The organism is Paenibacillus plantiphilus (assembly GCF_927798095.1).
GTDB lineage: Bacteria > Bacillota > Bacilli > Paenibacillales > Paenibacillaceae > Paenibacillus_Z > Paenibacillus_Z plantiphilus.
In genome coordinates, this window is record NZ_CAKMMF010000001.1 from 270,819 (window position 1) to 285,196 (window position 14,378).

Genomic DNA, 14,378 nt, shown 5'->3' on the forward strand with positions numbered 1-14,378 from the left:
ATTTACGGTGCTTCCGTATTCGTTCGATTTGATTGACCATAATTTACCACAGGTGCAGATCAGCAGTCAACACAAAATTTCCGAAGTGTTTATTAGGACGTTCAGATTGCGTGTGCTTGAAGCGCTATATTGAGCGGCGTTGGTGGTCTATTTGGAAATTATTATTTGATTAGAGAGTGTTTATCAAGTAACCTGTTAGACAGGTGCAACTTACGATAAGTACTGAAGCTTATTACCCGAGATTATCAAATTCACTGCGAGATGTAGGATTGGCTAGCATCAATGTAAGGAAACGGAGTGTTAATTATGCGACTGTCTGTGCCCATCATTATTTTGATCACCATCCTGCTGTCAAGCTGCTCAAATACGAATACCTCCCTCGATAACAAACCTTACACAGAGTTTGTAGTAGTCGAGCATAATAACAACCATCTCCAGGCGGCAGAACTATTCCCGGAAGCATCCTACACATTAAAATCCGATTGGGATCAATTGTCTGAGAATCTGGAAATAACTCGTGCAAGAAAGGGAAAGAATAATTTCATCATCACAGACAACAATGAGATTAGAAGCGTCGACAGCGATGAATGGACCACGGAGCAGCAATATACTTCCTTGACATTGTACCTATTCGAGGGAACAAAGGCTGACGAACGCTATGAGGAATCCAAATTCATCATCGGCTCCTTTGAATGGGATGGGCCTCCCTTGCCAAACACGGAGGATCTGTTAGCTGGCATAGCAATCGCTTATAGCGGCAGCTATGCCTTGGAGCCCCATTCTGCTGCGACGGTACACTATGGTGATCGATCGGAGAACCTCAACTATACTGCTGTTGGTTCAGGCTTGGCTTGGGAGTTCAGTGCTCTATCCACTAGCGGGACCTTTGCTCTACATGCAATACAATCTGTTGCTTTGCCGGATAAGGGAAGCTCTCTAATTCAATATGATCTTGTTAAGAGCAACAATAGCTACAGATCCATCGGGTATGACATTAACGCCCCGCTCCACATTGCAACGAATCACCCAAACATACTGCTCCAGATGAAAAACGGGCCCTTTGATCCAGTATAAAAAAAGCAGTTGCTAAATAAATTAATTGTAACTATAATAAAGTTAGTTGTTAATGATTATCAAGCAGCTTCCCCATAACTCACTATATAAAAGGAGAGAATAATAATGAACCAGACTAACCTTTCTACCGCCCTGTCAGCCGAAGAGGTCATTCGGGCGCGCCATTCTGTACGTCAATACAACCGCAATGTTACTATTCCAGATCAAACTTTGAATGAAATATTGGAATTGGCCGCAGCAGCGCCTTCCTCATGGAACTTGCAGCAATGGCGTTTTCTCGTCATCCGCGATCAAGCGCAGAAGGATCTTGTGACGAAGATTTCCTATGGTCAGCAGCAAGTATCGGATGCTTCAGTCACTGTCGTCGTTCTGGGTGATTTAGAAGCGCATATTACTGCACAAGAAATATATGGCGAGAAGCTCGCAGCAGGACAGATTACGCAGGAAATTCATGATAATATGGTCAATCAAGTGGCTGGCGCGTATCAAAATCCGCAAGTAGCACGAGATGAAGCGAACAAAAATGCCGGTCTTGCTTCCATGCAGCTAATGCTTGCGGCTAAAGCAAAAGGCTACGATACAGTACCGATGGGCGGCTTTGATTCCGCGAAGTTAGTTGAAGCCTTAAAAATTCCTGCTCGCTTCATTCCAGTTATGCTCCTGCCAATTGGCGAAGCTGCAACACCTGCTCGTGCAACTGATCGTTTGCCGCTAGACAAACTCGTCATCAACGAAACATTCTAATATCATACATCATAGTGAAGCTGTCCCACGCGAGTAGATGACTACTGCCGGGACAGCTTTGCTGTTTAAGGGGATTATAATCGCTGACTTCCTGCAAAAAGGTCGATAATCTTGTTTACCGCAGACATTACTGCGCGCATACCGTCATATTCGCCCTTCAATGCGTCGTATTCAGCGCAGCTCCATCGCCTGTCATTCTGTACATTGTTTCGAGGGCAGGTGCTCCATCAAAGAAAAGCGCTATTTCTCGCTGTGCGCTCTCGGGCGAATCTGATCCGTGAACAATGTTGCTGGCAATATCGAGTGCAAAATCGGCACGGATGGTCCCCGGCGATGCTTGTACAGGATTCGTCGCGCCAATGATCGCTCTCGTATTCGCAACCGCATTCTGACCTTCCCACACCATCGCACATACTTGCCCCGAGGTTAGAAAATCGACCAGTTCGCCAAAAAATGGACGATCCTGGTGCTCTCCATAATGACGCTCTGCAAGCGCGCGATCAATCCTCATCAGCTTCATCGCTGCAAGATGAAACCCCTTCTGTTCAAACCGGGTAATAATGGGACCAATGAGACCACGCTTTACCCCATCCGGCTTGATCATCACAAATGTCCGTTCCATGCCCATTCTCCTTCCAACTGACTGGCTCCAATAGACAAACAGCGCAGTCGTTAAGCTGCGCTGTTTGTCCTCACCCTTTAATATTCCATTATTCGCCACATGTATACAGTCTGCAGAAGATCAATCTCAAAGCACAAGCATATCCGTTTTTGGACCGTTCTGATCCGTTATTGATCAGTCGTGAGCGCAAGGAAGTCGTCCACATCTGCTTTCGTCAACGCCACTGCACCGCGCCAGAACTCAAGCTCATCCAGACGCACGCCAAGATGCTTGCTCGCCAGCTCTTCGACTGTCATCCGGCCCGTATCCCGCAGAAGCGCCACATAACGCTCTGCGAACGCTGCCCCTTCCTGCTGCGCCACAGCGTAAATTCCGCTGCTGAACAAATAACCGAACGTGTAAGGGAAATTGTAGAACGGCACATCCGTTAAGTAAAAATGCAGCTTGGATGCCCAAAAATGCGGATGCAGTTCATTAAGCGCCCCGCAGAAGGCTTCCTGCTGCGCCTCTTCCATGAGTTTGCTCAGCTCCGCATGGCTTACCATCCCTTGGCGACGCAGCTCGTAGAAACGCGTTTCAAACAGAAACCGGGCATGAATATTCATAAAAAAAGCGACTGATCGCTGAATTTTATCATCCAGCAGCGCCAGCTTCTCATTCTCGTCAACGGCTGCTTGAAGCGCCGAATCGGAAACAATGAGCTCCGCGAAGGTCGATGCCGTCTCAGCGACATTCATAGCATACTCTTGCGCAAGCGGCGGCAGATCATTCATGACATGCTGATGATAAGCGTGCCCCAGCTCATGCGCCAATGTCGAGATGTTCGAGGCGGTCCCCGAATAGGTCATGAAAATACGTGTTTGACCGCTCTTAGGGAACGCCGTGCAGAAACCGCCAGGACGTTTGCCCGCGCGATCCTCTACTTCAATCCAGCCATCGCGGAACGCCATTGCCGAGAAATCCGACAGATCAGGGCTGAACTCACGGAATCGGTCAAGAATGAAGGATGCCGCTTCATCATATGGAACTGTTCGGCTTGCAGAGCCGAGCGGTGCCTCCACATCATGCCAATCCAGCTTCGCAACGCCAAGCAGCTTCGCCTTCCGCTCCATATAGCGGACCAGCTCAGACTTCGCTTCATTGACTGCTGTCCACATCGCTTGAAGCGTCGCTTCGCTCATTCGGTTCATAGCAAGCGGCTCCTTCAGAACAGAGCTCCAACCCCGTCGGTCATACAGCTTTAAGCGGAAGCCTGCCAGACGGTTCAAAGCCTCGCCGCACAGCTCAGACTGCTCTCCCCATTCTCGCTCCCACTCCTTGAAGGAGGCTTCTCTCACGCTCCTGTCGCCACTGGAAAGCCGGTTGTGCATTTGTCCTGCAGACAGTGACTTTATCGTGCCGTCAGTGTCAGCAGCCTCGAATCTGGCGCGAGAAACGATCGTATTGTAGAAGTCTCCCCAGCCATGATAACCATCGACCGCTAATTCGCCAGCAAGCGCTTCAAGCGCGGGCGTCAGCTTCTCTTTGGCTGCGTCCCTCCGTTCATTGAGTGAAAAAGCTAGAGAAGCAGCCTCATCCCCCTTCAGCCAGTGCTGCCACTCCTCGTCATCGGTTAACCGGAGCTGCTCGTCATAGCTTGTCAGCACCCCGTTAAACTTAGCCGCCAACGTCTTCACCTTGTCGTTTAAGCCCATCGCTGCCGTATCCTTCACCTGCTGCGCAAGCAAGCACGAGACGAACGATTCCGACTGCCGCAGCCGCAGCAGAATAGATTGCACAGCGGATGTCCATTCCGACAGCTTATCCCGTTTATTGATCCCCTCTGACGGCGAATCTGCCCATGCGGTCAGATCGGCTGAGAGCTTCTTAATGTCGGCCTCCAGCGCATTCAATTCGTTCCCGAACGAGGATGAGCCAGAGCCTCCCTCATAAAACACATCCAAATCCCACTTCATTGGATACAATTGCTCCATTTATTCTGCTCCTCCTTACTGTCATGCGGTATTGAGCCGCGTTCTTGACCTATACCATCACCATGCACCGCTCTCAGCGCGCGGTGGGGCGGTACGGGTGTCACCACTATTATTGACCGCTTCGCGTTGCAGTTTTTCCATACACGGTGTATAACTTATATTATATCGAATGGGCCGCACTAATTTCCAATATTCAGCGAACATGATCGGCAGCACCAGATGCGCCGTTCCAAGAAGGAGAGATTACTATGTCCAAACCGTTGCAGATTTCAGCGGAAACAGCACTCAAGCTATCCAAAGAGATGAATGTGCCACTTGAGCACCTGATGCATATGCCCAAACATATTTTGCTGCAGAAGCTTGCTGAGCTGGCCAAGTCGACCGCTTCCTCACAAGATGCTGCGGCAGCCAGCCCCGAGAGCAGCTCCGACGGCAAAGGAGCCTCACAATCGTGATCCCTTTCGAACGCGCGTGGCCTTACGATATTATTATGAAGGACATCTATGTCCAATCCTGTCCCTTCTGCCAGCAGGATAATGTCCTGCTTCCGCTTCGCCCTCGCGAGCTGGAGGATATTAGGAGCGGCAAGAAACGTCTGCTTGTATTCCCATGCTGTCACAGTCGAGTAACAATCCTTGATGCCGATCCCGACTATCTGCTGACCGATACGATACTGCGCCAAGCATAAAGAAGCCGATCCGCGATTGCTCGCCCGATCGGCTTCTTGTCTTCCCATTAAGCATTTAGTGTCGCCTGTCCATCCTCTGAACCTGTTGATTCCTCTTTATCAGCTTGCTCTTGGCGCAGCAGCTGCCATTGCTCGCGGCAGGCGCGGATCATGGATGCATCCACAATCTTCTTGTCATTAACAACTCGCGAGAACCAGCGCACAGCCTCATGCTTGTCTCCAAGGCGACGATGCAATTCCCCGATAAGGAACATCAGCTTCGCATTGTTAAGTGTTACACCTTCCGTCTCATATACGCGGATATAAGCCTCTAGCGCAAAGCGCAGGAAACGATCCTCCTGCTCCCGCTGCTCCATATACCTGTACAGCCACGCAATATGATGCAGTATTCCAGCGACCACTCGATCCTTGCCGCCTATCACCTGCATGCACAGCAGTACAAGCTTATAGCATTCCATTGCCTGGTCTATCGTACGCTTGCCGCCGTAATCCCGCATCGCCCAATGAACGCCAATCCGGTCATAATACTGCTGTTTCTGCCGATCATTCAGCACATCTATTCCATTCTCTGTTGTAGCAAAACCACATTTCGGACAAACACGAACAACATAATAATCCGGATTAATGTCGTTCTTGTAATAAGAGCAGAAATCGCTGTCCCGTGACGCGGCTTTCTTGAAGCTCGGTCTAACCCGCGATGACTGGAATGGACTGTCACAGCAAATGCATGTAATAGTTGTCGAGTACAGCGGCTCCATAGTTCACATCTCCCGTTCGTTCGTATTAATAAAGTGGTGAGCCGGTCCAGATAATCGTTCAATCACAATTGTCTTCAAATCCTCTGGCATGCCAATCTCGGTCAACGCTTCCCGCATACATGACAGCCACGCCTCCGCACGCTCCGGCGTAATTGGAAAGGGCATATGGCGGGCACGCATCATCGGGTGTCCATAGGCATCCGAATAAAGAGACGGCCCTCCGAAAAATTGCGTTAAAAACATATGCTGCTTGTCCATCACTGGATTAATATCCTCGGGGAAAAGCGGGGCGAGGAGTGGATGAGCCTGTACATTGGGATAAAAGGCCTCCACGATTCGTCTTACTCCTGCATCTTCTCCAACCGCTTCATAAATCGTTCTATAGTTATTCATCGTCTATTCCAACTCCAATTTGTAGTTCTTTTGAATTATATCACAAATATTCTCCTCTATTGTGCATGTACGCCAAAGAGACAAAAAAAATGCCCTCAAGAAGGGCATTTAGGTCATTGAATAGTACGAATAAACAATTCGTCAGCTTTCGTAATCCTCTTCACCTGGAGCCAATAATGACTCCCGGATAACATAGACAAAGGCGCAAACGAGGATGCCAGCAATTATACTCATAAGTCATCACCCCAAGCGTTCGATGTACTGCCATTGTATCATAAATATGTCGAAAAAAATACAATGTTTTGCAAGCGTTTTCGAAATTATTTTCCGCCCCAACAGAAGCTCTAAGTGATGTTTGTCCAATGCTTCACATATACAATAATAACCGAGCTAATACGGATTGGAGTGGGACTTTGTGCACATACTGCACTTTCTGTTTCGACCGGCAGTTATACCCGCCTGGTCCGCTGTGCTTATTGCCCTGCTGCTCGCAATCTTCCCTGCTGCAGCGCTTGATTCGGCAGTCCGCGGTTTATCTATATGGTGGCAGGTTCTGTTTCCTGCACTTTTCCCCTTCTTTGTCATATCCGAGCTGCTTCTCGGATTCGGAATCGTCCATTTCTTCGGCACTATGCTGGATCCGTTTATGCGTCCTCTATTCCGTCTGCCTGGCATTGGCGGCTTCGTTGTTACAATGGGATTCGCGTCAGGGTATCCTGTTGGCGCCAGATTAACGTCCCAGCTATGGGAACAGCGGCTCATAACAAGAGCCGAGGGCGAACGGCTCGTTGCATTCACTACCTCATCTGATCCCATCTTTCTCATTGGGGCCGTGGCCGTCGGTTTCTTCCACAACGCTGCGCTTGCTCCCATTCTAGCGGCGGCTCATTATGGCGGGGCGATGATGATCGGTTTTATGATGCGGTATCATGACCGTCATTCGCGTGGATCAACGGATGCAGAAGCATGGCGTCCGCCATCTGACAGAGGCAGCAGCTTACGCTCTAACAGACGCAAAAGCCCGCGGCTCATCGAAGCTGTCAAAGCTATGCACCAGGCCAGGCTTCTCGATGGAAGACCACTGGGCACACTGTTTCAGGATGCGATTCAAGCCTCCCTTCGGCTCATGATCGTTGTTGGCGGTTTAGTTGTATTCTTCTCCGTCTTAATGGAGCTGCTGACACAGGCAGGGACGATTAGCGCTTTATCAGCCGGAATTGGAACGGTTATGACTTTGCTTGGGCTCCCTGCCTCATTATCGAATGCGGTGGTGAACGGCTTGTTTGAGGTAACGCTAGGCGCGAAGGCTGCAGGAGCAGCTATAGGAAGCGGACTTATGCATCAGACCGCAATTGCCGCCTTCATCCTGTCCTGGGGCGGATTATCCGTTCACGCCCAAATTGCAAGCCTGCTCAGCCGCACCGATCTGAGATACCGGCCCTTTCTGATTGCCAGGTTCATCCATGGCTGTATAGCCAGTGCGCTCGTCTACCTGCTCTGGAGATTATTAGGACCTGTAGGATAACATTGTATTCGGGGGAGATTTCCGATAGAATCGAAGTATCATCCGTTCGGAAGGAGCTTGTTTCATTGAACTATGTCATAGTGGACAGGGGAGATCAACTGTCTAAGGAACTGGCGGAGCGATTCCATACCCTTGCAGCGGAGTTGGGGCTGAAGCGAAATGATGATCAGCCGGAAATGGTTATTTCAATCGGTGGAGACGGGACGCTTCTGCAAGCCTTTCATTCTCATATTGACCGGATCGCTGACGTTGCGTTCATTGGCGTCCATACGGGGCATCTCGGTTTTTTCGCTGACTGGCAGGCCGATGAGCTAGAGCAGTTGGTTCGCATGATGGCTGACAACGAGCCCCGGATCGTTCGTTATCCGCTTGCGCAAATCGATTTGGTTACAGACGAGGGCACATCCTCGCATGTCGCATTGAACGAATTTACGATCAAGGGCGTCGATGGCACACTAGTCGCTCAAATTGATATTAATGACGAGCTGTTCGAGATGTTTCGCGGTGACGGAATCGTCGTCTCTACTCCATCCGGAAGCACGGCATACAATAAAAGTCTAGGCGGGGCTGTTATTCATCCATCGATTGAATCGCTGCAGCTTGCCGAGATCGCATCCATCAACAATCGGGTTTTCCGAACGCTCGGCTCCTCTGTTCTACTGCCGCAGCACCATCATTGCGATATTATTTCACGCAAGGAGCAGCGGCTGCAGCTCGCTTTCGACCATCTCAACATGACGCGCAGCGATATACGTTCCATTCGCTGCAGTGTTGCAGACCACAAAGTAAGCTTTGCCCGATACAGGCCGTTTCCTTTCTGGAATCGGGTTCGCGAGGCCTTTCTTGGCTACGATGTGAAATAGAAATAACGAATAACTCCAAACAGAAGAAACCTCCAAGACCGCCCTTCAGTGGTTTTGGAGGTTTTCTGCTTAAAAGCCGCATGATGCAGCTATTCCTTGTCCTGTGGCTGAGCAGGCGACTGGGCTGGTGTCTCCGCAGCCGCTGCAACCGGTGCTGCCTTCGAAGCTGCTGAGAAGTGCCGTTTGCCCGGACGTTCACGATCATTGCTGCGACGTGGACGCTCCTGATTGCTGCCTGCGGCAGCTCCCTGCCCATTGCTGCTGCGATCCCGTTTATCCCGATCCTTAGCGAAGGGCTTGCGTCCTTCCTTGGACTGTTCCTTATCGCTATCCTTCTGATTATCCTTATTCCGCTGATGGCGCTCACGGCGCGGATCACGTTGATGACGCGGCAGCACGCGAGCTGGCTGCTCCTGCCCTTCCTCGGATGCCGCTGTAAGCGAAGCTGCTTCTCCCTCTTCACTGCTCTCCTTACGTTCTGGAGAGCCGTAATCCTCGTCATCGCGTCCAGCCTCGCCTTCATTGCCTTCCCGTTTCATATCCGGATGCTTCTGAAGGACAAAATATGCACAGCCAAAGTTGCAATACTCGTTAATATAATCAACAATAGACGAAAACATGCTGTCACGGGTTACCTTCGGATGATTATCACGGAAGAAGCCTTTTAGACGCAGCTGGCTGTAGCCCCAATCTCCGATAACATAATCATAGCGCTCCAGCACATCGCTGTACCGCTCCCGAAACGACTCCGGATTCCAGGCATTTTTGTGTTCGTATATTAATTCATAGGTTCTGCCGCTAATATGGATCAAAGCTGCTCCCCACTCCTTCTCACAAGGTTGCCGTCTTCGCCTCTGAAGCGGACTTCACCTGCTCATGCGCATGATAAGAGCTGCGAACAAGCGGTGCGGATTCAACATGGCTGAACCCGCGTTTCAGCCCCTCTTCCTTGAGCTTCGCGAATTCATCCGGATGAACATAGCGCTCAACAGCCAGATGATTCGGCGACGGTTGCAAATATTGGCCTAGCGTCAAAATATTACAATCTACTGCCCGCAAATCATCCATCGCCTGCAATATTTCATCCCATTCTTCGCCAACTCCGAGCATAATGCTCGATTTCGTCGGAATGTCTGGCTGCATTTCTTTAGCCCGCTTCAGCAATTCCAAAGAACGAGGATATTTCGCTTTCGCCCGGACGCGATCAGACAGCCTTTCAACCGTCTCAATATTATGATTCAAAATATCCGGCTTCACATTCATGACCGTCTGGAGCGCGTCCCGATTGCCCAAGAAATCCGGAATAAGCACCTCTACGCTGCAGAAGGGCAGCTTCTTCCGAATCGCTTTGACTGTCTCGGCGAAAATCATCGCGCCCCCATCGGCCAAATCATCGCGTGCAACCGAAGTGACTACGCAATGCTTTAGTCCCATCTGCTCCGCAGCTTCAGCCACCCGCTCCGGCTCTTGCAGATCCAGCTCTGTCGGCATGCCGGTGTTTACTGCGCAGAATCTGCAAGCCCGCGTGCATATATCGCCTAATATCATAAAGGTTGCGGTACGATTCGCCCAGCATTCATAAATGTTCGGACAGCGTGCTTCTTCACAAACGGTGTGCAGTGTCTTGGAACGCATCATATCTTTCAGCTCGGCATAGTTGCCGCCTGTCGTTAATTTTATTCTAAGCCAGTCCGGCTTGCGTTCAGGAAGCTTCTTCGTCTTCATGAGCCATACCTGCTTTCTGTAGTCTCAGTCTCCTGCATCTTATTATATCACGTTTCGGATAAAAAGATCACTTTCGTTTGGCTCCGCACACATTCGTATTCGATGGTTATTTGGTTGATTCCTACCATTATTATCAGTTCGATATTCGTTGGACTTCTCTTGTATTCACTGAAAATGTGATTTTTAAGTGATTTTATTTTTTTCAAAATCACAAGCGTTTGAGAATTTGTTGAAACTTGTGGGGATTTGTAGAAGTATATAGTAGAATCACAATTAGATTAACTAGAGGGGGAATAATAGTGATTAAGCGGTTTAGTATCGTGATTAGTTTGTTAGCTATAATAATGCTTGTTTCAGCTTGCGGTGTCAATCAGGAGAAGACGAATGGAGGAGAAGATGTGAAAATCGAAAAGCTGGACAAGGCAGCTGTCGAGGCCTATAGTAAAAACCTAAAAGGAAATACGTTCATCAAGGAAAGATTAATTGAGGATAATTCAATAACAATCTCCTACTTCGGTGATTTCGATTCGTATAAAAAGGAAAATCCTAAATCGAATATTGATGAAGCCAGATATTCTACATACTTTGACACTGGTGATGCTATTAACAAGATTCTAATGGAAGAATCTACTCGCCTATTCAAAGAATTTGAAGGAATGAATCAAGTGAAAATATCAATCCCTTTTGAAGGAAAAACTTATAGTATCGACATTGACCGCACAACTGCTGAAGAATATTTCAAAGTTGACTTCAAAGAGATTGGCTCCGATGATTCAAACGAAAAATGGCGGACCGAAGTTTCTAACAAGTATTTCACTAAAGATTATAGAGCTGACTTTGTAACAAAGTTTGTTACTATTAAATAACGCAAAGAAGCCCCCGACCGCATAGGCCGAGGGCTTCTTTTTATTGTTTAGGTTGTCCGCTTGCTTCGCGCAACACGTTTGCAAGGCGGTTTGCTTCTTGCATTCCTGCGGCATCGCCTTTCTTCTTGGCATCCGCCCAGTCCGGCTGCAGGAACCTCTTGATTATCAAATTCGCATCCGCTGCTTTCATTTCGCACTCATCCTCCTTTGCTGGAGCTGCCGGACGTTTTCCAGCAGCGTAATCATTGATCGTGAGCCCGAACGTCATCTGCAAGTGGGGGTTGTCCTTAAAATGAGGCCAATCCCCGCCCCATTCAAAGCCGAGCTTCTTGGCTTCATCGACGACTTCCATCCAGTCCTTCAGTTTATTCCCGTTGCCGTCCCGCGTCATATCCCATGAGCAGGTGCGGCCATCGGGCAGAAGCAGCGCGAAATCAATCGCCACGCCGTAGTTATGGAAGCTCTTGCCGCCCCTCGCATTTGTGACAATGGGACCGGGTTTCGTTCGCCCTTGAGCAAAAAGCTCGTTCTGATATTCGATTGTGCGGAGTCCTTGTGTGATGATGATCGGCACGCCGCGTGCATAAGTCCGTTCGATCAGTTTGACGGCTGCAGCGTGGACTGCGGGTAGCAGCCCCTCCAGCCGTTTGGCTGATTTACTTTTTACTTGGTCCAGCGTCAGCATGCTTACCGTCTCCCTTCTCGTTGAGCTGCGTGAGAAAATCGGTCATTGCACGCGGCATTGGTGTGCCGATCGTGCCCAGGTTCTCAATGACTGACAGCCCTTCGCGCCCGACATAGAAATAAATCGCGGCTGTACGAAATATTGGAGCGCCTGGTTGAATCCAGTCATCCAACAGAGCCGCAAGGCCGATTACAAAAAGAACGGTAATTTTGCGGATACCTCCCCAAAACATTGTGTCACTATTCACTTTGCGCTGTTTGATTGCGCCTAGCAGACCTGTGATATAATCAGCAACCATGAGTGCAAGCAACACCTTTAAAGCCGTGTCCCATCCGCCCAATAGGTCAGACAGAATAATACCCGCTGCAGCAACCGTACCTCCCAATGCAGCCTCTTTGCCGTTCGTGCCGATTGCTGCTGTCGCCAGATTAATTCCGTATTCCTTCAAATGATTTATCAAGTTGACCCCTCCAATAGAAAAGAGCCCCGCGCTATGCGGAGCCCTCTTGATTGTTATCTATTAACGCTTGTACTGCGGCCCTGTCCCGATCCGGCACATCGTCGATTGTCTTAATGCCGAGTTGGATCAATCTAAAGTAGATTGCAGCCATTAGGCCTCGCCCCCTGATTGCAGGGTTATTAGCTGTTCATAAATGTCTGCCATAGCAGTCATAAGAGAGACGTTATCGGCCTCCAGTTGCTCAATGCGCTGCTGCTCCGGCGACTTAATCGCTGGCCGAGCTGCCCATTCCTCTTCAAGTTCCTGCTGAGATCGTTCAACAATCTCTCCTGCTACAAGCTTATAGAGATATTGCCCGCGAACACTGGTTATTGTCGGGTTAAAGTGTCTCCCCCCGTCTGTGACATAGTGGTCCGCTTCCTCCGGTTGCTGGAACGCATCCGAGAATGCAAGGATTACAATGCCATCTTCATCTAACCGGTAATAGTGTTTGTGTTCCATGTCGCCCCTCCTATCCTTATAGCTCTGCGTCCGCTGTCCACTGATACTCATAGATATCGTTTAGCGCCCATTCGCGAGTCGAAAACGAAAGAAATCCTGTCTCCGAGACATTAGTTGCACTTTGCGCGATATTGGTAGAACCTCCAAGCCGCCAGAACCCCCATTCGCCTGTAGTTGAGTATACACCAACTGTAGGAGACACGCGTTTTGGTACCTTAAAATGGATAGTGGACTCCATAGTATAATTTCCAGCCCCTTGAACTCGGCTTCCTTCTCTTCCCATGTTTGTCGACCAACCCGGTACAACTCCATAATTGTAGGACTTTTCATAGTATCGTTGACACAGTGCCAACTCTTCCGCAAAACTTTTGGGTTGGAACGGCAATGCAGCGGCCCCTTCGTTTAACACAACCTGTGCAATGTCGATATTCCCCGTCGTCCAAGAGCCAACCTGGCCAGACGGAATAGTTTCCCCGGCTAAATCGTCCTGTTTGTACGGAATGATTTTAATAGCTAAATGATTATGCTCTCCTACCGTTTTGCCACTTATCGATGGAAAACTAAACGTTAAAGAGAAAAGCTGCCATGAAGTAGTTAGATTTATGACTTGTCCGACCGTAACTCCCGCGCTCCCCTCTATACCAAAATCTTGACCCGCTGTCACAGCGATGGAACGATTTGTACTAGCTTTTGCCCAAAACGATAAAGTGGCACTTTTACCGGAAAAGAGATGAACACCTTCGATCCTTTGTATGTGGCGAATAACCGCCGAACTTGCCCCCAACGCAGGTAATGAATTTATAGCGATACGACAATGGTATTTTGGGTAGTTTGGTACTATCGTTTGTCCCAAGCTAAATGCTTGTTGAGATACAGTTACAGAGGCACTACTTGTGGTGTTTGTAAATGCTTGAGTCCACCAACGATCAAGCGCATAGCCGTAATTGTTCCCCGACCCGCCTGTTGCCGGGAGAGTCAAACTGCCTAACACTCCGATTCGTTGGGATATATCGAAACCACCATTAATAATTGAATTGCGCAGCACTCCGTATGTTACAGCATTATCTACCGTATCCTTACGCGCTACATCATCCGCTGCAACTGGAGCCCCCACTTTAAACCGACTGTTGTTATCTCTGATCGGTATGCGGTTTGCTGTTGCTGCTGACGTAGCCCCGTGAACTGATGTTGCAATTGCATGCATGTCTACCTTGGTTTGAGCTCCTGCCGGTGTTTCTGCTCCGATCTGTGCGGCTGTAACATCATGCGGATTGTCTGAAGCGTTGATGTGGGCGAGTAAGGCGGATTCGAGAGCCGTTAATTCTGTTCCCTCCGCTGCCTTCTGCTGCAACTCTAGCAAGGTGAGGTAGACTTGGTTCATTTGCCAGTTCCAGTAGTCTGCTGGCGGACGCTCGTTCGGGAGCCACCCTTCTGATTTCTTGCTTTCCGGCGGTTCAACTCCCGGCGCTAACCATTTAGGCGGTTGTTCTTCAAAAGCCAT

17 protein-coding genes and 1 pseudogene are annotated in these 14,378 nt (G+C 49.3%); 7 read left to right on the forward strand and 11 right to left on the reverse strand.

Features of this window, described 5'->3' with window-relative positions; all coding sequences use genetic code 11:
- Nucleotides 1–306 precede the first annotated feature (306 nt).
- A complete protein-coding gene (locus L6H65_RS01150; RefSeq protein WP_236338444.1) occupies nucleotides 307–1,074 on the forward strand; it encodes a hypothetical protein in 768 nt (255 codons plus the stop codon).
- 105 nt (nucleotides 1,075–1,179) lie between these two features.
- Nucleotides 1,180–1,818 carry a nitroreductase family protein gene (locus tag L6H65_RS01155; RefSeq protein ID WP_236338446.1) on the forward strand — a complete coding sequence of 213 codons (639 nt, stop codon included), beginning with the start codon at nucleotides 1,180–1,182 and terminating at the stop codon, nucleotides 1,816–1,818.
- 157 nt (nucleotides 1,819–1,975) lie between these two features.
- Here the strand turns inward: L6H65_RS01155 and ndk are convergent, their stop codons facing one another.
- Nucleotides 1,976–2,440, reverse strand: coding sequence for a nucleoside-diphosphate kinase (gene ndk / locus L6H65_RS01160; RefSeq protein WP_236338448.1), 465 nt, complete (start codon nucleotides 2,438–2,440; stop codon nucleotides 1,976–1,978).
- A 167-nt stretch (nucleotides 2,441–2,607) separates the two neighbouring features.
- Entirely contained in the window at nucleotides 2,608–4,413 is a 1,806-nt protein-coding gene (locus L6H65_RS01165) for a M3 family oligoendopeptidase (protein WP_236338449.1), read from the reverse strand.
- 248 nt (nucleotides 4,414–4,661) lie between these two features.
- Between L6H65_RS01165 and L6H65_RS01170 the strand changes: the two genes are divergently transcribed.
- Nucleotides 4,662–4,868, forward strand: coding sequence for a YycC family protein (locus L6H65_RS01170; RefSeq protein WP_236338450.1), 207 nt, complete (start codon nucleotides 4,662–4,664; stop codon nucleotides 4,866–4,868).
- Entirely contained in the window at nucleotides 4,865–5,101 is a 237-nt protein-coding gene (locus tag L6H65_RS01175) for a hypothetical protein (RefSeq protein WP_236338451.1), read from the forward strand. The genes L6H65_RS01170 and L6H65_RS01175 overlap by 4 nt, the downstream gene beginning before the upstream one ends.
- Before the next feature lie 47 nt (nucleotides 5,102–5,148).
- On the opposite strand, the gene L6H65_RS01180 is transcribed toward L6H65_RS01175, so the two are convergent.
- Nucleotides 5,149–5,859: a DUF2225 domain-containing protein gene (locus L6H65_RS01180; RefSeq protein ID WP_236338452.1), complete on the reverse strand. Its 711-nt coding sequence runs from the start codon at nucleotides 5,857–5,859 to the stop codon at nucleotides 5,149–5,151.
- A gap of 3 nt (nucleotides 5,860–5,862) precedes the next feature.
- Nucleotides 5,863–6,252 (reverse strand): globin domain-containing protein, encoded by a 390-nt coding sequence (locus L6H65_RS01185; protein ID WP_236338453.1) that lies wholly within the window; start codon nucleotides 6,250–6,252, stop codon nucleotides 5,863–5,865.
- Nucleotides 6,253–6,673: 421 nt separating this feature from the next.
- Here L6H65_RS01185 and spoVV point away from each other — a divergent pair, with 421 nt between their 5' ends.
- Nucleotides 6,674–7,777 (forward strand): dipicolinic acid transporter SpoVV, encoded by a 1,104-nt coding sequence (spoVV, locus tag L6H65_RS01190; RefSeq protein WP_236338535.1) that lies wholly within the window; start codon nucleotides 6,674–6,676, stop codon nucleotides 7,775–7,777.
- A 65-nt stretch (nucleotides 7,778–7,842) separates the two neighbouring features.
- Nucleotides 7,843–8,640, forward strand: a complete 798-nt coding sequence (locus L6H65_RS01195) for an NAD kinase (RefSeq protein ID WP_236338454.1) — start codon at nucleotides 7,843–7,845, stop codon at nucleotides 8,638–8,640.
- A gap of 89 nt (nucleotides 8,641–8,729) precedes the next feature.
- On the opposite strand, the gene L6H65_RS01200 is transcribed toward L6H65_RS01195, so the two are convergent.
- On the reverse strand, nucleotides 8,730–9,452 hold the full coding sequence (locus L6H65_RS01200; protein WP_236338455.1) for a YutD family protein: 723 nt from the start codon (nucleotides 9,450–9,452) through the stop codon (nucleotides 8,730–8,732).
- A 19-nt stretch (nucleotides 9,453–9,471) separates the two neighbouring features.
- Nucleotides 9,472–10,374: pseudogene (lipA, locus tag L6H65_RS01205) on the reverse strand (lipoyl synthase); the annotation flags it as partial.
- Between the two features lie 290 nt (nucleotides 10,375–10,664).
- On the opposite strand from lipA, the gene L6H65_RS01210 reads away from it, so the two are divergent.
- Nucleotides 10,665–11,231, forward strand: a complete 567-nt coding sequence (locus L6H65_RS01210; RefSeq protein ID WP_236338458.1) for a hypothetical protein — start codon at nucleotides 10,665–10,667, stop codon at nucleotides 11,229–11,231.
- Between the two features lie 40 nt (nucleotides 11,232–11,271).
- Here L6H65_RS01210 and L6H65_RS01215 read toward each other — a convergent pair whose 3' ends face one another.
- From L6H65_RS01215 to L6H65_RS01230, 5 genes are read right to left on the reverse strand one after another with little or no spacing between them, the layout of a single operon-like run.
- On the reverse strand, nucleotides 11,272–11,916 hold the full coding sequence (locus L6H65_RS01215; protein ID WP_236338460.1) for a M15 family metallopeptidase: 645 nt from the start codon (nucleotides 11,914–11,916) through the stop codon (nucleotides 11,272–11,274).
- A complete protein-coding gene (locus L6H65_RS01220) occupies nucleotides 11,888–12,376 on the reverse strand; it encodes a phage holin family protein (protein WP_307728290.1) in 489 nt (162 codons plus the stop codon). Before L6H65_RS01220 ends, L6H65_RS01215 begins: the two co-directional genes overlap by 29 nt.
- Before the next feature lie 31 nt (nucleotides 12,377–12,407).
- Complete coding sequence (locus tag L6H65_RS26510) at nucleotides 12,408–12,527, reverse strand: CD1375 family protein (RefSeq protein WP_253074658.1); 120 nt, start codon at nucleotides 12,525–12,527, stop codon at nucleotides 12,408–12,410.
- Nucleotides 12,527–12,877, reverse strand: a complete 351-nt coding sequence (locus tag L6H65_RS01225) for a hypothetical protein (RefSeq protein ID WP_236338462.1) — start codon at nucleotides 12,875–12,877, stop codon at nucleotides 12,527–12,529. The genes L6H65_RS26510 and L6H65_RS01225 overlap by 1 nt, the downstream gene beginning before the upstream one ends.
- A gap of 16 nt (nucleotides 12,878–12,893) precedes the next feature.
- Nucleotides 12,894–14,378, reverse strand: a complete 1,485-nt coding sequence (locus tag L6H65_RS01230) for a carbohydrate binding domain-containing protein (RefSeq protein ID WP_236338464.1) — start codon at nucleotides 14,376–14,378, stop codon at nucleotides 12,894–12,896.

Coding starts and splice junctions, on each gene's coding strand:
- L6H65_RS01150 (WP_236338444.1), top strand. CDS start 307: ATGCGACTGTCTGTGCCCATCATTATTTTGATCACCATCCTGCTGTCA.
- ndk (WP_236338448.1), bottom strand. CDS start 2,440: ATGGAACGGACATTTGTGATGATCAAGCCGGATGGGGTAAAGCGTGGT.
- L6H65_RS01225 (WP_236338462.1), bottom strand. CDS start 12,877: ATGGAACACAAACACTATTACCGGTTAGATGAAGATGGCATTGTAATC.
- L6H65_RS26510 (WP_253074658.1), bottom strand. CDS start 12,527: ATGGCTGCAATCTACTTTAGATTGATCCAACTCGGCATTAAGACAATC.
- L6H65_RS01215 (WP_236338460.1), bottom strand. CDS start 11,916: ATGCTGACGCTGGACCAAGTAAAAAGTAAATCAGCCAAACGGCTGGAG.
- L6H65_RS01165 (WP_236338449.1), bottom strand. CDS start 4,413: ATGGAGCAATTGTATCCAATGAAGTGGGATTTGGATGTGTTTTATGAG.
- L6H65_RS01155 (WP_236338446.1), top strand. CDS start 1,180: ATGAACCAGACTAACCTTTCTACCGCCCTGTCAGCCGAAGAGGTCATT.
- L6H65_RS01185 (WP_236338453.1), bottom strand. CDS start 6,252: ATGAATAACTATAGAACGATTTATGAAGCGGTTGGAGAAGATGCAGGA.
- L6H65_RS01180 (WP_236338452.1), bottom strand. CDS start 5,859: ATGGAGCCGCTGTACTCGACAACTATTACATGCATTTGCTGTGACAGT.
- L6H65_RS01170 (WP_236338450.1), top strand. CDS start 4,662: ATGTCCAAACCGTTGCAGATTTCAGCGGAAACAGCACTCAAGCTATCC.
- L6H65_RS01230 (WP_236338464.1), bottom strand. CDS start 14,378: ATGGCTTTTGAAGAACAACCGCCTAAATGGTTAGCGCCGGGAGTTGAA.